This is a genomic window from Glaciecola sp. HA4-3 (assembly GCF_055693685.1).
In genome coordinates this window covers 3,188,235-3,209,101 of the sequence record NZ_CM146340.1, presented here as the reverse complement: position 1 = coordinate 3,209,101, position 20,867 = coordinate 3,188,235, and the positions used below count along the sequence as shown (strand labels likewise).

Annotated in this window: 14 protein-coding genes and 3 pseudogenes; 10 read left to right on the top strand and 7 right to left on the bottom strand. The window is 41.1% G+C overall.

Going from position 1 to position 20,867, the window contains the following annotated elements:
* The first annotated feature begins 481 nt into the window (after nucleotides 1-481).
* Entirely contained in the window at nucleotides 482-1,192 is a 711-nt protein-coding gene (locus ACZ1G6_RS15395; protein WP_472617093.1) for a phospholipase D family protein, read from the top strand.
* A 91-nt stretch (nucleotides 1,193-1,283) separates the two neighbouring features.
* Here the strand turns inward: ACZ1G6_RS15395 and ACZ1G6_RS15390 are convergent, their stop codons facing one another.
* Nucleotides 1,284-3,050 carry a methyltransferase domain-containing protein gene (locus ACZ1G6_RS15390; RefSeq protein WP_472617092.1) on the bottom strand — a complete coding sequence of 589 codons (1,767 nt, stop codon included), beginning with the start codon at nucleotides 3,048-3,050 and terminating at the stop codon, nucleotides 1,284-1,286.
* A gap of 387 nt (nucleotides 3,051-3,437) precedes the next feature.
* On the opposite strand from ACZ1G6_RS15390, the gene ACZ1G6_RS15385 reads away from it, so the two are divergent.
* The 5 genes from ACZ1G6_RS15385 (at nucleotide 3,438) to ACZ1G6_RS15365 (ending at nucleotide 9,400) form a co-directional block, all read left to right on the top strand.
* Nucleotides 3,438-4,589, top strand: coding sequence for a hypothetical protein (locus tag ACZ1G6_RS15385; protein ID WP_472617091.1), 1,152 nt, complete (start codon nucleotides 3,438-3,440; stop codon nucleotides 4,587-4,589).
* Between the two features lie 211 nt (nucleotides 4,590-4,800).
* On the top strand, nucleotides 4,801-4,962 hold the full coding sequence (locus ACZ1G6_RS15380) for a hypothetical protein (protein ID WP_472617090.1): 162 nt from the start codon (nucleotides 4,801-4,803) through the stop codon (nucleotides 4,960-4,962).
* On the top strand, nucleotides 4,916-5,845 hold the full coding sequence (locus ACZ1G6_RS15375) for a hypothetical protein (RefSeq protein ID WP_472617089.1): 930 nt from the start codon (nucleotides 4,916-4,918) through the stop codon (nucleotides 5,843-5,845). Before ACZ1G6_RS15380 ends, ACZ1G6_RS15375 begins: the two co-directional genes overlap by 47 nt.
* A gap of 1 nt (nucleotide 5,846) precedes the next feature.
* Nucleotides 5,847-6,992: a Mur ligase family protein gene (locus tag ACZ1G6_RS15370; RefSeq protein WP_472617088.1), complete on the top strand. Its 1,146-nt coding sequence runs from the start codon at nucleotides 5,847-5,849 to the stop codon at nucleotides 6,990-6,992.
* On the top strand, nucleotides 6,989-9,400 hold the full coding sequence (locus ACZ1G6_RS15365; RefSeq protein WP_472617087.1) for a hypothetical protein: 2,412 nt from the start codon (nucleotides 6,989-6,991) through the stop codon (nucleotides 9,398-9,400). The genes ACZ1G6_RS15370 and ACZ1G6_RS15365 overlap by 4 nt, the downstream gene beginning before the upstream one ends.
* On the opposite strand, the pseudogene efpL reads toward ACZ1G6_RS15365, so the two are convergent.
* Nucleotides 9,397-9,964: pseudogene (gene efpL, locus ACZ1G6_RS15360) on the bottom strand (elongation factor P-like protein EfpL). The gene ACZ1G6_RS15365 and the pseudogene efpL overlap by 4 nt on opposite strands.
* 151 nt (nucleotides 9,965-10,115) lie before the next feature.
* Nucleotides 10,116-10,457, bottom strand: coding sequence for a phasin family protein (locus ACZ1G6_RS15355; protein ID WP_472617086.1), 342 nt, complete (start codon nucleotides 10,455-10,457; stop codon nucleotides 10,116-10,118).
* A gap of 265 nt (nucleotides 10,458-10,722) precedes the next feature.
* Here ACZ1G6_RS15355 and ACZ1G6_RS15350 point away from each other — a divergent pair, with 265 nt between their 5' ends.
* Nucleotides 10,723-11,298, top strand: a complete 576-nt coding sequence (locus ACZ1G6_RS15350; protein ID WP_472617085.1) for a DUF2059 domain-containing protein — start codon at nucleotides 10,723-10,725, stop codon at nucleotides 11,296-11,298.
* Nucleotides 11,299-11,384: 86 nt separating this feature from the next.
* The gene (locus ACZ1G6_RS15345) at nucleotides 11,385-12,422 is read left to right on the top strand and encodes a hypothetical protein (RefSeq protein ID WP_472617084.1); all 1,038 of its coding nucleotides are present in this window, start codon (nucleotides 11,385-11,387) and stop codon (nucleotides 12,420-12,422) included.
* Nucleotides 12,423-12,476: 54 nt separating this feature from the next.
* Here ACZ1G6_RS15345 and ACZ1G6_RS15340 read toward each other — a convergent pair whose 3' ends face one another.
* From ACZ1G6_RS15340 to ACZ1G6_RS15325, 4 genes and pseudogenes are all read right to left on the bottom strand, one after another.
* Entirely contained in the window at nucleotides 12,477-12,965 is a 489-nt protein-coding gene (locus ACZ1G6_RS15340) for a thiolase family protein (RefSeq protein ID WP_472617083.1), read from the bottom strand.
* Nucleotides 12,966-12,978: 13 nt separating this feature from the next.
* On the bottom strand, nucleotides 12,979-13,662 hold the full coding sequence (locus ACZ1G6_RS15335) for a thiolase family protein (protein WP_472617082.1): 684 nt from the start codon (nucleotides 13,660-13,662) through the stop codon (nucleotides 12,979-12,981).
* A 219-nt stretch (nucleotides 13,663-13,881) separates the two neighbouring features.
* A pseudogene (katG, locus tag ACZ1G6_RS15330) lies at nucleotides 13,882-16,151 on the bottom strand (catalase/peroxidase HPI).
* A 271-nt stretch (nucleotides 16,152-16,422) separates the two neighbouring features.
* Nucleotides 16,423-18,451, bottom strand: a pseudogene (locus ACZ1G6_RS15325) (oxidoreductase).
* Between the two features lie 114 nt (nucleotides 18,452-18,565).
* Here ACZ1G6_RS15325 and ACZ1G6_RS15320 point away from each other — a divergent pair.
* Nucleotides 18,566-19,600, top strand: a complete 1,035-nt coding sequence (locus ACZ1G6_RS15320; protein ID WP_472617081.1) for an oxidoreductase family protein — start codon at nucleotides 18,566-18,568, stop codon at nucleotides 19,598-19,600.
* Between the two features lie 78 nt (nucleotides 19,601-19,678).
* Nucleotides 19,679-20,845 carry a bifunctional alpha/beta hydrolase/OsmC family protein gene (locus tag ACZ1G6_RS15315; protein ID WP_472617080.1) on the top strand — a complete coding sequence of 389 codons (1,167 nt, stop codon included), beginning with the start codon at nucleotides 19,679-19,681 and terminating at the stop codon, nucleotides 20,843-20,845.
* The last annotated feature ends 22 nt before the right edge of the window (nucleotides 20,846-20,867 follow it).

Below are 20,867 nucleotides of genomic sequence, written 5' to 3'. Positions count from 1 at the left end.
TGCAACATTTGGCGCGATCTCCTGCAAGCAGGGCAAGCATTGCGGTTAAACTTTTCAGAGAATTTAGGGTTTGTTGACATTTGATGCTAGTGCCACTGATCAATTCACTTTGGATTGGGTTGAATTTAAAAAAATGGAATAGCACCAAAATAAAAGCAAATTATTTGCGTTTTCAGTGAGTTAGGCATAACATTAACATCATGTTTTGGCTGTGACAAGAATGTCGAATTTATAAATCTGAGACACAACTGAACGGTCTTAAATTGTACAAATTCAACTTTTAAAAAAGTTAAAACAATATTTTACATAGCTATTTCTAGTTTGAGTGCAATCGACCCCGATAAGAAACATTTATATCCCCAAACTATATTTGAACTCTGACGCCAAGTGCTTTGGTATCTCGCTATGTAAGTCATTTTCATTTTAAATGATAAAGTAAGCATTAAAAGTATAGATAGTCAAAATAAGGAATTCATTGAACATGGCTAAGTTCTTAAATACAAGTGCAACAAACTATTTTCTTGAAGAGTTGATTAAAAACGCATCTGAAAGGCTTATTCTGATAAGCCCATTTCTTAAGTTAAATGACCGCATAAAAGAGCTTTTAGAAGATAAAAATCGTCTAAAAATAGATGTTCGAATTATTTATGGTAAAAGTGAGCTGCAACCCGAAGAGATTAATTGGCTTAGAACGTTAGATTTTGTGCGAACTTCTTTCTGTAAAAATTTGCATGCTAAGTGTTATATCAACGAAAAAGGTTGCATTATAACTAGTCTAAATCTTTACGAATTCTCTCAGGTAAATAACAATGAAATGGGAGTCTATGTTGATAGAATGGACGATTCCCAGATGTATAGTGATGCATTTGAAGAAGCGCAAAGAATAATTAGGATTAGTGATGAAGTAAGAATCTCTATGGAAAAAGTAGCTTCTTCAACTGATGCTGTGATAAAGGACGATAAAAATGATTCGGAGCTTTTATCATCAAGTAAAGTGGCTAAAAAGTTTGGCCTTTCTACTGATGAATTTATTGACTCACTAATCTCAAGTGGCTTTATCGCAAAACAAGATGGTGAATTGATTCTAACGGAGGCTGGAGTCAAAATCGGAGGTGAACACGTAAAGAAAAGTAGGTTTGGACCATACTTTAAGTGGCCGGCTTCAATGGACAAAAGCCTACTAAATAACTAAAAAATTATAATAAGACTTTCTAAGTTCATCATACGGTCACTCATAAGCAAACCTTGACCCCATTGCCCCTAAGCGACTTTTTAGTCGCTTTTTATTGCCAGTCTTCCAACTGCTGAAAGTCTTTAATGCGATCCCTTTGTATCGCAAACGCTTCAAACACATCATCAAAGTTACGATTGTCGTGCCTTAAAGTTGGCAATGCTAAATTTGCTTGGCTGAAGAACTCAGTTTGATTATGTTGCCACCCTTGCTTCCACCAGTGAGTTATAAATTCTCTTGATTCTATTAACTTTGATGCGGTAGGTAATTTGTCTGATTTGTTAGCGTTAACGTTTGTTTTACTTGGTAGCAAGTTCCATAAATCATTGTTAGGCCAACGAGAAAAGGGAAAAGCATGGTCAACAGCATAGCCACTGGTCTTTAAGCGCATACCCGACCAGCAACAGATAACATCTTCTGATGATAGTAAATCATTTACGCGTTTTCTTATTCGCAAAGTTGTTCTATGAGGATCTTCCCAATTCAATGCATTCAAATAATCTAACTTAGTAAACTGTTTTTCCTTGTTAATACGATAACCTGCCATCAAACACGACCATTCATTGAGCAAAGCTGGCTCAATCCATACACTAAATCGGGATAAGGAGTCCCAGATATGTCGTGGAACGAAAAACTTGCCCAACGAAGATAAAAACTGAAAATCAAGTACAAGGTGACTATCTGGTTTTCTGGTTCTACTAATTTCAACGTGAAATATTGGCGCTTTAGAGCTTGGCAGAGTAGTGTACTTTGCTGGCATGTTCTTAATTGTTGATGCAATATCTTTTAGCGACCGATAAATCGCCTGCGCAACCTCATTGTTATCATAACTTGCACCGATATAAAAATCGTTACATGTATGAGTAGAAAGTTGCTGCCAACCATTAGTTTTTATAAACCCAAGTCCTTTTTTGTTGTCACTAATTTGCTTCATATCATATTGATCAACGAGTGGTTTGTAGAGTTTCATCCAGTACAAAGCCACTAACCCAAGAGGCAAAACAACATGTTCGTCAGTTTGTTCGAGTACGGCTCCGGGGTGACCTTCGGCTATACGAAGTAATGATCGCAATAAGGCAACTTTATAGGTTGATGATTTGTTGTCATTTACTACGATATTGCGAATTAATGGGAACGCGCCAGTTCCGTCATCTGGGAGTGAGAGCAACACTGTTTCCCAGCTAACTGCTTCACGCTTTAATTCATCATTTTGTTCAGAAGGTGTTAGCAACCTATAGGTTAGGCCATATTGCCTAGCGAATCGAGATAACTCATCTGCAGATACTGGATGCATAGTACGTTCGTCATCGCAAACGCCATGCCTTAATGAAATAACTAGCTTCCCATTAGGCTTCAGTAACGAGCTTAGTTTACGAAAAGCTTTTTCACGAGACGACTGCGCAATATGCATCCACACCGCACTTAACAAAATCAAATCAAATTTAGTCTGTAGTGCAAATACTTTAGATAATTCGGGTAAAGTATCTGATATCCAATGTATTGGTTTTCCCACAACATATTGTTGCGCAAGTTCGCGAATGCCATCGGCAGGTTCAACAGCGACAATACTTAGTCCTTTAGAAGCCAAGAAACTAGCATCACGACCTGACCCAGCGCCAACGTCTAGCGCCATACCTTCGCTTGGTATTTCGTCAATCCAGCTTTTGTGAACAGACTCAAAAGAAACCCTGTTGTATTGTTCAACAAGAAATTTAGCGTTGGTGGAGTAGTACTTTATATTTTCTGACAATTTATTTGTTTCAATACCTAGTCTAAGTAATTTAGTTGTAAATGATTTAGATGAAAAAATGAAGGACATTTTCATTCCTATTACAAATATTCAATTGGTTAAAAGCTACAAAAGATATTGTTCGTACTGAATCTCTTTTATAACCCACCAAATATCACTTGATTATTTTTTGTACACATAATAATCTCATCAAATGGTCAAGGTTGTTGACCTCTATTCACGCCATGGAATGCGTTTCATCCCGCAAAACCCGTTCTATGTTGTATGGCATTAAATGCGTAACTCTTTTGAAATGGACTCCAAAATGTCATTTGATGTATTTAAATTTGTCGCACTGCGACCCCCGAGGCAATCGATACCCAAGAAGACGCCAACACCTTTGAAATTGATCCTGTCACATCTGAAGAAGCCTTTGATATCTTTAAAAAAGTGACCAATGCTGAAAATGAAACAGCATTGAAAAAAGTCGTAAAAGAAGTAGGTGCTAATAAATCCTTATCTGCACTTATGATCTCAGGCGTTGATTCAGCCGTCATTAACAAAGTAATCAGTGTGTCTAACTTACTCAAAGATGGCTCAGTTTTGGTTGCAAAAAATGCTGAAGCTTCATCCTCGGTGTTTGGTAGCGGTGCTAGTAGCTCGGTAAACATGGGCAGCGTTGATAACTCTTTGGTTAATAGTATGAGTTTAAATACTGGCGGAGTGACGCGGGTAGTGAACCCATCTATGGCTCGTTTTTTTACTAACAACACGGTTGATGGCGTCTTAAATGAAGGTTCAACTACAGTCAACCTTGGTTCAGCGCCGGGTGTATCTACCACTACCAATGATTCTGCTTTAAACGAAGGTATTATTGATAACATTGGTGGGCAAGGAACCGTTAACACCGTTGATAATGCGTTTAACGAGGGCTTATTTGAGGATGCGCTAAACAAGCCTCCTAAAAAAGAAGCTGATGTGATGCCAAGTTTCTTTCGACCAGTTGGTGTGGGTGAGCTACAAATTGTTCAACAAGATTTGCATCGTTACGAGCTAGGTGAAATCGCGTATGTTGAAAATGTACTTGCTAGTGAGTTTAGAGAACGCATGCACAAACAAACTAACGAGCAAGAAATTAGTTTGTTTGAAGAAGAAGAAACTGAGCAGTTTATGGAGCAAAACCTTCAAACCTCAGAACGTTTTGAATTACAAACTGCAACCCGAGATGAGCTCGAGCGCCGAAATAAAATAGAAAACAACCTAAGTATTTCTGGTAAATATGGCCCAAGTGTAGAAATCAAAGCGGGCATGCAGTTTTCACATGAAAACTCCAAACGCTCGTCTAATGAACGCTCTAGCCAGTTTGCACAAGAAGTTACTGAAAGCGCAGTGCAGCGCACTCAATCAAAAGTAAAAGAATCACGTAGCGAGATCACGCGCTCTAAAACTGAGCAGTCAAACATCCATCGTTTTGACAATACCGCTGCTGGCGCTGAACATATTGCAGGTGTATATCGTTACGTTGATAAAATCTATAAAATGCGATTGGTGAATCGGGGAATAAGGTTTTTCTATGAGTTTTATATCCCTTCACTAAGGTGCTTATCTGCGCCATATAAGCACTCATAATAATAAATCGCCCAAGCTTCAAATACCGCCTAAGCCAAAGCTTAAGATTAGCGATATCACGCCAACAACGTATCTAAAATATGTCGAGCAATACAGTGTCAGAAATGCACCTGCGCCTCCAAAACCCGACGAAACATTAACAGATACTGCCTCTGATGCAGATTCAGGGGTAGGCGGTACACAAAAAGTAAGGCGAGAAGGCGCCCTGTCTGTGCCTGATGGTTATGAAGTCGATATAGCGGAAGTATCGGTCACTGCTTTTAAGCAGCATTCAGCAGACCCTGAAGTATGGGTCACCATGGGCTCGCAAACACAGGTTAAAGTAAATGGATGGCCTTGGTTTAGAAGACAGAGACAAAGCAACAGTATTTAGATTTACTGACGCACGAGGTCAACGCGGTACTTTAGGCTATTCTTTGTATGCAAGGCATGATGCGACTGTTCAGTTTTTGATTCAAGTACGATGCAAAATTACCGAAGAGCGCTTGCTTGAATGGAAACACAAGATTTACGATGCCATTATGGAGACATACCAAGCTCAGGTATCACAAGCTAAATCTGAATACGCTGAAAAAATGGCTGGTCTATCAGTTAATGACCTGATTGATGCTCCACCCGCTCGCCTGCGTGAGCTTGAACGTGATGAGCTTAAACGTTTGTGCTTACAACTGATGGGCGGTGAGGCAATGCTTGCGCAAGAGCGTGCAACAAGTGAAGTTGCAACCGATATGCCGCTGGTGGTTGAACGCGGCGAAGGCGCAATGCTTGAGGGGAATCTGCCTATTGATCGCAAACGTCTTGATCCATTGGCAACCGAAGCAAGGTTTGCAGAGCAGGCCTTTGAATGGTCAAACATGTCATTTACGCTTTACCCTTATTATTGGAATGAACCCCATCATTGGGCGCAACTTGTTTCGCTTAGCCACCCTGATCCGCTACATGCTAATTTTTTACGCTCAGGTATTGCTAGAGTCTTAGTGCCGATTCGTGAAAATTACGAGGATGCAGTAAGAGACTTTTTGTTCAGAGGCCGCCCAGCTCTTTATTCAACCGAGCCGGTGAATATAACAGATGAGAAGTGGTTACCTTTACATCAAGAAATGCGAGAAGCGACTCAGCGTAAACAAGAAGGGGATATATTAATCTCAACTTGGTTAACACGTGTGTCTACGCCATTAGTGATGCTTGATCCAAAGGTTGAAGTCGATGAGCATGGCCATATGATGCAAAGGAAAACCGAAGAGGACGGCGATTAACATGCCGCCTATTCAACCAATTTTGGTTGGCGTTACGGGCACAAACGGTAAAACTTCAGTCACAACCATGCTAGCGGCGATACTTCGTGGCATGGGTGTGCCGGCCGCCGCGATTGGTCAACGTATCGAAACGCCACAAGGTGTGCGCAGCCGCGATGAAGTGCCATCTGGTGAGCAAGGCTTGTCTAGCTATATCAATTGGCTTGTTGCTACCCAAGGCGTACGAGTGATTGCGATTGAAGCCTATAGTGCTGCACTAGCAAAAGGCTTACATAATAATATTGTGTATGATGTGATTGCATTTACTAATATCACCGAAGACCACCTTAGTGTTCATGGGTCTATGCAAGCCTATACAGCATCAAAATCTATTTTATTTGATCGGCTAAACCGCGAAGGTCATGCTTTTAGTTATCAAAACGCGATTGGCTTGTCACATTTACCCCAAACCGCAAAATCAAAAGGATTGAACTTAGTTGAATTAAGCTCAATCCCAAAAGAGCAAGAAATGGCGTTTAAACTAAGCTTCCAGCGTGAAAACTGCGGATTAGCATGTAAACTTGCCCAGCATATTTTGTCTTCTATGCCCCCATCGCATCTTGGTCTGCACGAAAATATTGATGTAAGCCTTGAGCCCCATGCAAAAATGTTTGCAAAACAAATTAGAGCTTTGCAATCTCCTCCTGGGCGCTATGAGCAGTGGTTAATGCCAAATGGTGTGATGGCAGTTATCGATTTTGCACACAACCCAGGTGGTATCGAAACGGTTATTTCGCAAACACAAGATTTGTCAAAAGGGGCGGCAAAGGTTGGGTTCTTGTTAAGTTCAAAAGGGGGTTGGGGAGAACAAAAGCGAGCTTTAATGTCACACAGCGCGAATATTGCAGACTATGTGGTAGTAAGTGATGATGATCCTCGACAAGAGGACCCAGCATTAATACGTGCCCAATTGTCACTTGCTTATGATTACACGGAAATTGTACCCCGTGATCACGCAATCTATCATTTGATTGCATCTTTAAAAACCGGAGACACCGCAATTATTGCAGGAAGAGGCGCAGACACACGTTGGCAAGGCGCATTTGGAAGAGTTGCCTACAGTGATGTCGACGTCGTTAAGCGGCTTGGCGGAAGGCGTATAGCATGAGTGCTCATATTCACGTATTTAGCATTTCTGGCTATAATTATAATCTTCCTAAAAAGAAAAATGGCCGCTATCGGGTCAGTTATTTGCACCGCAATGCGACCAATCATGACCAGCTTGCAATTGACCGTTTAAAAATGTTGTTCCAAAAAGACGGTATTTTGTTTGAACAATCGTGTCGCCAGATTCCTAATTCTGCTTCTACAACCGTAAATGCACATTTAGTTTTCTTTGCAGATCGCGCTTTTGATTTTAAACAAGGTAAACGGTCACGCAAGGTGCCAAAAGGCTTTGGTGAAGCTGCTCCAGGTATTACACTTTCGTTTAGCGGTGCTGACTTACATAGCGGGAAAGTGATGATTCCCGATGATAACACCCTTAAGCAAATTGCCTTGTTCAGTGCTAACGCTATGGAAACTGATGAATTAAAACAAGCTGCTACCTTTGCGCAAAAGGCCCTTACTTTTGCGAACAAAAAAGCCGCATTTTTTGCACAAATCGCAAGCCAATATAGCGTTACACCAAGTGAATGTGAGTTCACCAAAGGTAAAACCGGTGTGAATCTTTTTCATTATTATTTTTCGCCAAAATACGCAGCGCTTTTTGCAAAAAGTTATACTCGCTCGGCTTTTGCTCGTCATTTCGGCGGATTTTTAGAGCTTTATGCGCATTTACTTGAGCATGATGAAGATAAACCGCCACCTATCCACTCTGGTCAAGAAGCAAGATTCATCGACGAAATTACTGACTATATTCATTCAGGTAAACTGTCGAAAATTCAGGATGTCGTATCTATTTCAGATATTCACTCGGCAATTGAAACAATCGGCGCGGCGCGGCAAATAGTGCTCGAAGTCTCGATTTTTTCTCATGCTTGGAGTGGCGGTCCAGTTTTAGTTAACAGCAGTGACAATCGCTTAAGCGGCGGTATTGATAATTGGTTTAAATACGATAAGCAGTCAAGTAAGCCCAGTGAGTATGCTAAATCACTATCGATTCAACAATACCAAAACCTCCCTATGCGCAGTCCTTATGATAAAGATGCACGCGACGATTATGATTTTGTCGATATTCAACAAAGATGCCAAACATGGGTTAACCGTGTATTTTCAAATGATCCCAATACCTTAAGTAATACTTTAGATGATGAGCAAGTAAGATGGTTTGCTAATAGACGTAAGTTAAAAGCTGGGGATACATTAAAACGAAATTTGAAGGCGCAAGCTGCATTTAACTCACATTCTCGTATCAACTATTGGGGTTGCAGTGCAGTTACTACTCATAAGAAATTTATTCAAGCGATGTATCGCTACGATAGACAAAGTAAAAAGCATATCAAGCCAAATAAACACAATATTAAAGAACGCTTGATTCGTTATTGGGCCCAACATGCAAGTTTTTGGGGCTCACAAAGCGATAAACCACAAATTGGTGATATTGAGCGCGACCTTTCAAAAGGTATTAATCATTTCAGTGAGCATGCCAAACAACTAAAACGGGAAAAACCACCGCAGTCTCAGGCTTATAAGCAGCCACATGCGCTAGGTATTTCTACTTTGCGTCTAAAAAGAGGCTTCGATTCTGTCCTTGATAAACTCCCTGAGTCAGCCGACAGCCCTGATTTAAGCGATGCTCCTATTACCCTTTCGTTTCGGGCAAAGGATTTACCGACGTTCTATAATCTTGATCAAGCGCCAAAACTTGAAGACTGGAAAAAGCTGCAATCAAATTTTGGGTTTATGAAAGCGATTCGTATGTTTGGTCCCTTTGTGAACGACACTAAGCCGTCACATTCTGAAACGACGATGGATGACTATTGGCAACGATATACGCGCGATTACGATGCAGTAAAGGCCGCGCGTAAAGCCCCAAAAAGTGATGTGTTTAGTCCATCACCACCGATTCAAAAAGCGGATATGGAAAAGATTATTACTGCACTATTAAAGCGAGGGTCAGGTAACTGGTCTGTAACGCTTTCAGCTGGCTTAATAGCAGAATATTTAAGTATCTATCACACTTATAACTGGTTAACAGCCTTTGCATGGGGAGTAAAGGTGTTCGGTGCGCCATCAGGCACCGGTACCGTTTTTCAAAGCCAACGCATAGACAAAGTGTTTAAACACCGAGTGCGCGCGGCAAAGCGCCTTAAAATACCCAAAACCTTTTATCCTTTGAACGAAATTGCATACCAGCACAAGCGTTATCAAGGAGATTATCGTGAGAGCAATCAAGCGTTATTTAACTTTTATCGTGAATGCTTTGGTTCAAATACCTTAAAAGATGAGTTGCTCAATGAAACCATGGGATATATAGAACTTGATCCAAGCGATACTAGTTTTTGGAACTTTGTGGCTTGGCCTGCGATCCGAGATGTCCTTAGGGTGGACTGGTTAGATCGCAAGCATCCTTAAGCTCGGCTGGTAAATTTTACGTCAGTTGTATTGATTTTTATTTTCTCGCCGCTTGCAATATATTCGGGTACTTGCACCACCAAGCCTGTTGTTAACGTGGCTGGTTTGGTTCTAGCGCTAGCCGATGCCCCTTTGATAGATGGGTCCGTTTCGGTAATGACTAAGTCGACTGATGCCGGAAGTTCAATACCAACAGGGTTTCCGTCGACCATAAGCACTTGCAAGCCTTCGGTATCTTCAGTAATGAATAATAGTTCGTCTTCTATGACATCTTTGTCAAGTGAGTAGGGGGTATAGTCTTCGTTATCCATAAACACATATTCGGTACCATCTGAATAAGAAAAGCTCACTTTTTTCTTTGAAAACTCAGCCGTATTGATTATTTCATCGGCTTTAAAACTCTCGTCGGCCTTAGCTCGAGTTGCAACTTCATACAAACGCATTCGATAAAGGCTTGCTCCCGCTCTACCACTTGGCGTGAGCTTATTAATGTCTTTTACCAGAGTAGGTTTTGCCGTTGTGCTCAATAGCGGCGTTTTTCTTGATTTCACTTGCTTTAGGCATGATTAGTTCTTTGAGTTTGCTAAAACAAATAAAGTAGCATGAACTTAGGGAAGGGTGAAGAAAAACGCGTTGCACAAAAGAAAAAACGCCACCGACACTGTTAGTAATAAACTAAGGTGTAAGTGACGCTTCGTATCAAAGAAGGTTTTGATTAGCTAGCTACTGTGAACTTGCTTGCTGCTTCTTCGCTCATTTCTTTTAATACAACACCTGCTTTTTTCTGAGCTTCAGCTACTAAGGTATAAGCTTCTTTAGCTGAGTCAGTAACACTGGCTTGCAATGTCTCAAAGTATGCTTTTTGTGCTTCAGCTAAGCTTGTGACATCTTTTTGCTGGCCAGCGGTTTCTGCAAATGAAACACCACTATTTAAAAGTGTAGTGAAAAGAGCACTTTGCTTTTCAGCAAGATCTTGTAGTGTTGCCATGTTCAAAGTAGTTAACTCATTTACAGGCTTCATAGATGCTTCTAGTTGTTCGTTGATTTTATCAAACATGTTATTTCCCCTTAAAGGATGTAATTTTATGCTGCGGTGCAACAATCGGTATGTTCAAATAATAATCGATTTATAAATTTGGTCAAGCATTTTTTTGTTGCGGTGCAGCATAAAATACTAAAAAAACCATCCGACTTAGTTAAACTAATGATAAATATAATAAAAAATAAATTGATACCATGGTCTTATGCAAAGAAAAGATATTATTTGTGTTCATTTTCCATATACTAGGCACTCACACCATTGAATAAAACAGGATGTTAATATGAAAGTTGTACAGTTTTGCTCACTAATACTGAGCATCATCATGCTTAGCGTTAGTATCGGTAATAGCGTGTTTGCACAAACGGCTGAACCTCAACCACAAAACGTGAACGAACAAGACAATTTAGATGAGTTATTAAGTGTCATGGAAATGGACACGATGATGGACAGTATGTGGCTACAAATGGAACAAGTTATCTTACAGACTCGCAAAGACTTAGGTGTATCAGCTGAAGAAGTCCCAATATTTGAAAAATACCAAGCACAAATAACAAAGGTATGGCAAAAAGAGATGAGTTGGGAGCGTATCCGTGATGATATGAAACAGATTTATCGTCAAAATTTTACAGATGAAGAAATAGAACAATTATTGGCGTTTTATAGAACACCTGTGGGCCAATCGCTTATCGATAAACAACCGCGAATAATGCAACAAGCAATGATGCTAGGACAATCACTTGCACAACAAACTCAGCCTATGATTCGTAATATAATTGAACAAATGTATGCAGAGCTGCGTGAAGTAAGAAAAGCAAGAGTCAGTCAACAAAGCCAAGAAACTGAAAATAACGAGTAATTTACAAAGGACTGACGCAGCTAATTGCGCTCAATATTCAAGGATATCTGCCGATACCCCTTGTGTTGTAGTAGAGAATTAGGTCAATGATCGCAAACGAAGTATATATCATCAATTTGGTTAGACGAATGGCATTTATGACCTTCGTTGCGACGTTTGCCGGTGCTGGTGCAATGTTTTTCATTGGCACCTATGCCATTCAGCTCACAGTCATTGCGATGTTGATAAGTGTTTTAGTCCTTTTTATTTTTCTTGTTATTTACTTTAATCCAGCGCGCCGAAGCAATGCGTTAATACTAGTGCTTGGCGTCACTTTCGTAATTCTCTTTCCATTGACTTTTGCCGGTGGAATTAGCAGTCGCTTTACAGTACTTCTTCCATTATTGCCGGTAGTCAGCTGCCTGATTTTACCGAAAAAACAAGCCATTGGGCTATCAGTGTGCGTTATTTTTTACATTATCACGTTAAGTGTATTTGGCGATAAAGTGCCAGATTATTCTGGGTTAAGCAAAATTGAAACTGAACTGTTCGCCAAAACACTATGGTTGTCGGTTGCTCTTGGATTTAGCTTATGCATGGGTTTGGTTTTTATCGATATTATCGCTATGTTAAGCGTTGAAGTAGAAAAAATATCTAAGCAAAATATTGAAGATTATTCGCAAAAAAGCGTTATGCGCTTTGTAGATAAAGCCTTAATCAAGTTAAGGCTTAATACATCTGCGAACTATTATCTTCACTTATTACTTATTGACCCTGACGAAGGTGAGGAAGTATCAAAGCTTGAAGAGCTATGTCGTATCATAAAAATGTCAGATAAGGCGCTGTATAGGGGGATGTCTTCGATTGGTTTGTATAATAACCAACAAATAGTAGTGTGTATTCAGAGCCAGGATAAGGGACAAATGCCGCCTTTGCTCAACAATATTCAAACTGCCATATCAAAATATTCAAACAAACACTTAAAAATAGGCACAATGTCTGTCGATGCAAATATTGGGGTTGATACCCACAGTCTACTTTCATTATTAAAAATTGCACTTAACCGAGCAAAAGCTGATGCGAGTATTACTGTTTATGATTATGCAATGCTAAATGATCAAGCTCAGCCGCCACCTGAGATATAAAAAACCCACCTAAAGACGTTTAGGTGGGTGCTTATAGTTGCGCGAAACGATTATTTATAAACGTTCAAATATAACCGCAATCCCTTGTCCACCGCCAATACACATGGTAGCTAAGGCATATTTTCCGCCTACACGGCGTAGTTCATGAATGGCTTTGGTCGCAATCACAGCACCAGATGCGCCAATTGGATGACCAAGTGCAATCGCGCCACCGTTTGGATTAGTTTTAGCTGGGTCTAAATCTAATCCTTTGGCAACGGTTAAGGCTTGTGATGCAAAAGCTTCGTTTGATTCGACAATATCCATATCTGCTATTGATAAACCTGCTTTAGCTAGAGCCGCTTTTGATGCAGGGATAGGGCCTTCTCCCATAACGTCATTTGGTACACCTGCTACGGCATAAGAAACAATCCGTGCAATGGGCGCTAAACCATTTGAGTTTGCATAGTTTTCGCTAGCAAGCGTTAAGAACGAAGCACCGTCATTGATACCTGAAGCATTGCCTGCTGTGACACTACCATCCTTTTTAAATGCTGGACGCATACCTGCTAAAGACTCAGCAGTTGTGCCAAGGCTTCACGTGCTCATCTACATCAAAAAAGGTGCTACCACGACGGCTTTTTAGCTCTACCGCAGCAATCTGATCTTTAAAGTAACCTGCTTCAATTGCCGCAGCTGCGCGTCTGTGTGATTCAGCAGCAAAGGCATCTTGTTGTTCGCGACTTAGGTCCCATTTACTCGCTAGATTTTCTGCGGTGATACCCATATGACCAACACCAAAAGGGTCTGTTAAGGCGGCAACCATCATATCAATCATGGCACTGTCACCCATTCTAGCGCCAGCTCTCATCGCAGGAGACAAGTAACCACCGCGAGACATGTTTTCAACACCACCACCAATGGCCAACTCGTGATCACCAAGCATAATACCTTGTGCAGAGTTTACAACCGCTTGAAGACCGGAACTACAAAGGCGGTTAAGCGCCATTGCTGTAGAATTTAATGACATGCCTGCTTGTATTGATGCTACTCGGGCAACATACGGAAAGCGAGACTCTGTCGGAATCGTATTACCCACTACAATTGATTCATATTTATCTGCAGCCACACCAGAGTTTTCAATACCTTTTGCCAATACTTGCCCTGCAAGCTCACATGGTTCTATACCCTTTAGGCTTCCGCTGAATGTGCCAATCGCAGAACGCACAGCACTTAAAACAACAACACTATTTACACTCATTTTTTATCCCAACTTTGTTTGGTGGTGAATATCCCAAAGGAAAATCCGTAAGGAGCATTACCATATAAAAAATCAATAAGATTATAAATAGCAGGCCCTACAGACATTAGTGGTATAGACACCCTAATAATTGAGATAGATCAAGGATTCGTGACCTAACATAAAAAACCCCGCGGAGCGATGAGCTGCGCGGGGTTTAATTAAAGTAGATTTTATTAATTATCGGTCAAGATTCATTACTTTTGTCCAAGTTGCAACAAAGTCATCAACAAATTTCTGTTTTGAGGTATCAAAAGCATATACTTCTGCTACGGCTCGTAATTCAGAATTTGAACCAAAGATCAGATCAACAGATGTAGCGCTCCACTTTGCTTCGCCAGTGGCTCTATCAAACCCTTCGTATACACCATCTGTGTCCGACTTTTTCCAAACGGTAGACATATCTAATAAGTTAACGAAAAAGTCATTGCTTAACGTACTAAGGCTTGTCTGTTAACACGCCATGTTGGCCACCTTGATAGTTTGCGTCTAATGCACGCAGTCCACCCACTAACACAGTCATTTCAGGGACACTCAAATCAAGTTGGTCTGCCTTATCAACTAACGCTTCGGTAGGTGATTTATAGCTATTTTCACTATCAAAATAGTTTCTAAATCCATCAGCACTTAATTCAAGTAGACCAAATGAATTTACATCTGTATTTTCTTGAGTGGCATCTGCTCGGCTAAGGCGTAAAGGGCACAGTGACATCAAAACCTGCGTCTTTGGCTGCTTTTTCAATCGCTGCCGCGCCGCCCAGTACAATAAGGTCAGCTAGCGATACATTCGAGCTATTAAAAAACCCACCATTTGCATCGTCTTGAATCTCTTTTAATACGGCAATCACTCTAGCGACTTCTTGCGGATTATTGACCGCCCAATCCTTCTGAGGGGCTAAGGCAATACGTGCTCCATTAGCACCGCCTCGCATATCCGAATCACGGTAGCTTGCGGCAGACGCCCAAGCTGTTCTGACAAGCTCTTGAATAGTCAATCCTGAATCTAGTATTTTAGCTTTTAAGTCAGCGACATCGTCTGCATCTATGTTTGAAGCCGTGTCTTGGTCAATAGGGTCTTTCCAGATTAAGATATCTGAGGGAACCTCATCACCTAAATAGTTTCGTCTAGGACCCATGTCTCGGTGTGTTAACTTATACCAAGCCTTTGCAAATGCAAGTTGATACTCTTTAGGATCAGCCAAGAAGCGTTCAGCGATTTTACGATACTCAGGATCAAATTTAAGTGCTAAATCCGCAGTGGTCATCACCGGTGGATTAAATTTACCTTCAACATGCGCATCAGGCACAATTGCATGCAAAGATTCATCGGTAGGTATCCATTGGATCGCTCCAGCTGGACTGCGGGTTTGCTTCCACTCAAAGTTTAATAAGTTACTTAAATAAAGTGAGGTCCATTGAGTAGGTGCTTGTGTCCACGCGCCTTCTAAGCCACTGGTAACGGTATCTTCTGAATGACCTTTACCGCACTTGTTTTTCCAACCAAGACCTTGTTCTTCGATTGGAGCAGCCGCAGGTTCAGCTCCGACGCAATCACTTGGTTTGTGAGCACCATGCATCTTGCCAAAGGTGTGGCCGCCCGCAATTAAGGCAAGGGTTTCTTCATCATTCATCGCCATGCGACTAAATGCGACTCGGATATTCTTTGCAGAACCAACTGGGTCAGGCACACCGCGTGGGCCCTCAGGATTCACATAAATCAAACCCATATGAGTAGCACCTAAGGGTCGTTGTAGTTTGCCATCGCGGTCTTCACGATCGCTTGCTAACATTTCAACTTCTGGACCCCAATAAACTAAATCTGGCTCCCAATCATCAGCACGACCACCTGCAAAACCGTAGGTTTCAAAGCCCATGTTTTCAAGCGCAACATTTCCCGCAAGCACCATCAAATCGGACCATGAAAGATTTTCACCATACTTTTGTTTAACGGGCCAAAGCAGTCTTCGTGCTTTATCAAGGTTGCCATTATCAGGCCAACTATTTAAAGGATCAAAGCGCATTTGGCCGCCACCAGCACCACCACGGCCATCTAAAGTTCTATAAGTACCAGCACTATGCCATGTTAGGCGAATAAAAAACGGTCCATAATTGCCAAAATCTGCAGGCCACCAGTCTTGGGAATCCGTTAACACAGTATTAATATCATCTTTGACTGCGCCAAGGTCTAAAGAGGAAAAGGCGGCTTTGTAGTCAAAATCAGCGCCGTATGGATTTGAACGACCATCTTTGTCACGCAACATAGTAAGGTCAAGTTGGTCTGGCCACCAGAACTGATTAGATTTAGCTTGGCCTTCTTTGGCAATGCCTGAACCCATTGCTCCTTTAGGTTTACTAACTTCGGCTGTTTCGGCAATCGCCGCACTTGACATACATGCAAGGCTGACCAAGCCTGCTATGACTGTTTTAAGAAATACTGTTTGCTTTTTCATGCTATGTTCTCTCTTTCCATTCTTGTTGTAACCAAATTTGAAAGTGCAAAGTAGGTAAGCTCAGATAAATCGAATCACATATGCCTGAACTTGATCACTTCGTTAATTCGCCTTGAATTCGCTAGCGTGCAAAAAGTATAGTCATAGATGTTAAAAAAGTGTTACGAATAAAAACGATTGTTTTCATCGGAAATATTAATATAAGCGCTTAAGTCATCGGGAAATTAATGGTTAAGCGCTTTGTTTTTTGGTGTATCCAATTAGATACAGTTTATATTTTGGCCGCTAATTCTGCGCCTTGGCGTATAGCGCGCTTGGCATCTAGCTCGGCCGCTACACTTGCGCCACCGATAATATGAACCTTCATGTTCGCGCTTACTAAACTATCTTCAAGCTCTCTTAAAGGCTCTTGTCCAGCACAAATAATGACATGATCAACGTCTAATATTTTGGGTTTATCACCTATTAATATATGCAAACCTTCATCGTCAATTTTTTCGTAACTGACGCCATTCATCATGTTTACTTTGTGATTGGCAAGAGAAGAACGGTGGATCCAACCTGTTGTTTTACCCAGCCCTTTGCCGACTTTGCTTGTTTTGCGCTGCAATAAATATACAGTGCGAGTAGGGGTGACTTCCTCAGGCGCCTTCAATGCACCGGCTTGTTTAAACGCTTTATCTATCCCCCAGTGATCAAGCCACTTATCTACGTTTGTAGTTAGCTGTGCTTGTTCAACTAAATACTCGGATACGTCAAACCCAATTCCACCTGCACCGATGACAGCCACTTTTTCGCCGACTTCTTTGTGATCACGCAAAACTTCCAAATAGCTCATTACTTTAGGATGATCGATGCCTGGAATATTCAATTGCCTTGGTTTGATACCCGTTGCCATGACTACTTCATCATAGCCTTGGTCCTTAAGTATATCGGCACTGACTTGGGTGTTGAGGTGTAGCACAACTCCAGTTATATCAATCATGTTTTGGTAATAGCGCAAGGTTTCGTAAAACTCTTCTTTTCCGGGAATTTGTTTAGCGTAATTAAACTGTCCGCCAATTTCAGATGCCTTAGTCAAATAAATGTACTTCATGGCCTCGTTGAGCAGCATATGTTGAAAATGCTAGTCCTGCGGGCCCTGCACCAATGACTGCTAGTTTCTTTGACTGATTTGCTGTTTTAAAGATGAGTTCAGTTTCATAACATGCTTGAGGATTGACCAAGCAACTTGCCCGTTTTTGTTCAAACGCATGATCTAAACAAGCTTGGTTACAAGCAATGCAAGTATTGATCATTTGTGATTCGTTACGCATGGCTTTTGCTACAAAATCGGGATCAGATAAAAAAGGTCGTGCCATCGAAACCATATCTGCATGTCCTTGCGCTAATACAGATTCAGCAACCTCAGGCGTATTGATGCGATTAGTAGTGATAAGCGGAATGCTGACTTCTTGTTTCATTTTATGCGTGATCCAAGTAAACGCGGCGCGAGGTACAGACGTTGCTATTGTGGGGACTCGCGCTTCGTGCCAACCTATTCCAGTATTAATTAAGGTGGCGCCGGCGGATTCTATTTCTTTGGCAAGATAAACAACTTCGTCCCAAGGTGCGCCGCCTTCGACTAAATCAAGCATTGAAAGTCGATAAATAATAATAAAGTTAGGCCCCACTTTTTCGCGCGTTTGTTTGACAATTTCTACTGCTAGACGAGCTCTGTTTTCTAAACTACCGCCAAATTCATCATCTCGAAAGTTAGTGCGCTTACAAAAGAACTGATTAATCAAGTAGCCTTCAGAACCCATAATTTCAACGCCATCATAGCCTGCATATTGAGCAAGTGACGCACAGTTAGCATAATCATTTATGGTATTGCGTATTCCTCTAGCTGATAACCCTTTGGGTTTAAATGGTGTGATAGGGGATTTTACGGCAGATGCAGAGACCGCTAATGGGTGGTATCCATAACGACCTGAATGCAGAATTTGCATGCAAATCTTACCGCCTTGTTCATGTACCGCTTGTGTGATCACCTTATGTTTTTGTGCATGTCTTTTGCTACTCATACGGCCTGCAAAAGGTGCCACCCAACCTGCAACATTTGGGCTTATCCCGCCTGTGACAATTAGACCCACTCCTCCTTTTGCTCTTGCTGCATAAAAAGCAGCCAGCTTGTCAAACCCGCCTTTTTCTTCTTCTAAGCCTAAATGCATTGATCCCATCAAGGTACGATTTTTAAGTGTAGTAAAGCCTAAATCAAGTTCTTGTAAAAGGTTCGGGAATGGATTTGTATCGGTCATGAATTTATCCTTGAAAACGTGTCGGGCTTGTTTATGCTTGTTTTACCAAGCAAAACATTAGCGATATCAATATGCCTATTGTAGTTGATAAAACATATATGGGAAGCAATAGCCATGCATCAAGATCTTGAACTAAAAATAGTGCATGCACTTGAACAAGTATTTGACGATAAAAATTTTACAAAGACTCAGTCGATTCAATCTTTGTGGAGCGGTTACGGGGAAATAGCGCGATATACAAATACCAGCAAGCAGCGCAGCTTGATTACAAAAGCAGTATGTATTGATTCTGGACAAGCACTTGAACATCCTCGAGGTTGGCAGTCAGATATTTCCCATCGCCGTAAACTATCGTCATATCAAAATGAGCAACTGTTTTATCAATATTATGCACACCATACCGATAAAAATTGCAGACTCGCTAAGGTATATCTGAGTGAAATAGATAGCCAATCGCTTTTAGCTGACGCACCATTTCGTGCGTTTATGATCATGGAAGACTTAGATGCCTGTGGATATCCCTCTAGACTATCTATGTCTGATTCGTTGAGCACCCAGTCAATTAAGCTAGTGATATCATGGTTAGCTAATTTCCATGCTACGTTTATGACAATAGATACACCAAGGCTCTGGCCCAGAGGCACTTATTGGCATCTAGAAACAAGGCCTCAAGAATTTAAAAAATTAGAAGATGGCCCACTAAAGCAAAACGCGAAAAGCATTGATAGAATTTTGTCAAACTCACGTTTTTTAACCCTTTTACATGGCGATGCAAAACTGGCTAATTTTTGTTTTTCACCTACATTAGATAAAGTGGCTGGTGTTGATTTTCAATATGTTGGTAGAGGGTCAGGGATCCAAGATCTGGTGTATTTTTTGGGAAGCTGTTTGTCTGAGCAAACCCTATCGCGGCTTGCTCCAGATATGTTGGCTTATTATTTTGAAGTATTGGACAGTGTATTGGCAAAAAATGGGGTAAGACGCACACAGATTGAAACAATCAAACAAGAATATACCGTTATGTATCCTTTTGCGTGGGCTGATTTTGAGCGTTTTTTAGCAGGTTGGGCCCCTCAACATAGCAAACGTAGCCAATATTCTGAGCAACAAACTCAACACGCATTAGAATATTTGAGCAAAATTACCTAACTACAGCTACATTTATACTCTAGCCATATTGGTATTGTATCCATAATATTTACTCAATTAGTTAAATAGGTGTAATGCATGAGACAAAAAGTTGAATTTGACAGCAACGGCGTAACGCTTGCCGGACTGCTAGAAACGCCTATAGAGTCACCAAAGGCTTATGCACTTTTTGCTCATTGTTTTACTTGTGGCAAAGACATTGCGGCCGCGTCACGAATATCAGGTCATCTTGTTGAATTAGGCTTTGCAGTATTAAGATTCGATTTTACTGGGCTGGGCAATAGCGATGGCGATTTTGCCAACACAAATTTTTCATCTAATCTTGATGATTTATTGGCAGCGGCTAGATTTCTTGAAGAGCACCATCAAGCACCAAGTGTGATGATTGGTCATAGTTTGGGCGGTGCAGCAGTCTTGTCAATTCAAGATAGGCTTGATTATGTAAAAGCAGTTGTCACCATAGGCTCGCCAGCAACAGCCAAGCGAGTTATTAATAATTTTACCCAATCGATTGATGAAATACAGAGTAAAGGCACTGCTGATGTTAAATTGGGACTGCGGCAATTTACGATTAAAAAGCAGTTTTTAGATGACCTTAGTTTGTATTCTGACAAGCACTTTTCAATGAAAAATAAAGCGCTATTAGTTATGCACTCACCCGTTGACGAAATTGTACCCATTGCGCAAGCTGAAAAAATATATGGCTGGGCAAAACATCCTAAAAGCTTTATTAGTCTTGATGATGCAGATCACCTTTTGACGAAAAAACCTGATTCCTTATATGTAGCTAGGGCGATAGCGGGCTGGGTATCTCGATATTTACCACCAGAGCTTGTGACGCAAGCGCCTGATTTGGACAAAGTGTTAACGGTGGAAGAAAAAGACCATAAGTTTACGCAAACCGTCACCGGTTATGAGCACGTATGGTTGGCCGATGAGCCTAAGTCATTTGGTGGACAAAACCTTGGTCCAAATCCGTACGAGCACTTATTAGCTGCATTAGGAAGTTGTACGTCTATGACGGTGAGAATGTACGCTAATCATAAAAACATACCACTTGATAATATAAAAGTTAGCTTAACGCACCATAAACACGACAATGGCCAACAGGAGATTAAGCGTCAGCTACTTTTAAGTGGTGACCTTACTCAAGAACAACGAAACAAGTTAACGGATATTGCGGATAAATGTCCCGTTCATAGAACAATCATGGGTGATTTAAAAATATCTACTGAGCAAGTATAAAAATCAAGCGCAGCACTAGCAA

Coding starts and splice junctions, on each gene's coding strand:
- ACZ1G6_RS15395 (WP_472617093.1), top strand. CDS start 482: ATGGCTAAGTTCTTAAATACAAGTGCAACAAACTATTTTCTTGAAGAG.
- ACZ1G6_RS15390 (WP_472617092.1), bottom strand. CDS start 3,050: ATGTCCTTCATTTTTTCATCTAAATCATTTACAACTAAATTACTTAGA.
- ACZ1G6_RS15375 (WP_472617089.1), top strand. CDS start 4,916: ATGGATGGCCTTGGTTTAGAAGACAGAGACAAAGCAACAGTATTTAGA.
- ACZ1G6_RS15370 (WP_472617088.1), top strand. CDS start 5,847: ATGCCGCCTATTCAACCAATTTTGGTTGGCGTTACGGGCACAAACGGT.
- ACZ1G6_RS15365 (WP_472617087.1), top strand. CDS start 6,989: ATGAGTGCTCATATTCACGTATTTAGCATTTCTGGCTATAATTATAAT.
- ACZ1G6_RS15355 (WP_472617086.1), bottom strand. CDS start 10,457: ATGTTTGATAAAATCAACGAACAACTAGAAGCATCTATGAAGCCTGTA.
- ACZ1G6_RS15350 (WP_472617085.1), top strand. CDS start 10,723: ATGAAAGTTGTACAGTTTTGCTCACTAATACTGAGCATCATCATGCTT.
- ACZ1G6_RS15345 (WP_472617084.1), top strand. CDS start 11,385: ATGATCGCAAACGAAGTATATATCATCAATTTGGTTAGACGAATGGCA.
- ACZ1G6_RS15340 (WP_472617083.1), bottom strand. CDS start 12,965: ATGCGTCCAGCATTTAAAAAGGATGGTAGTGTCACAGCAGGCAATGCT.
- ACZ1G6_RS15335 (WP_472617082.1), bottom strand. CDS start 13,662: ATGAGTGTAAATAGTGTTGTTGTTTTAAGTGCTGTGCGTTCTGCGATT.
- ACZ1G6_RS15320 (WP_472617081.1), top strand. CDS start 18,566: ATGCATCAAGATCTTGAACTAAAAATAGTGCATGCACTTGAACAAGTA.
- ACZ1G6_RS15315 (WP_472617080.1), top strand. CDS start 19,679: ATGAGACAAAAAGTTGAATTTGACAGCAACGGCGTAACGCTTGCCGGA.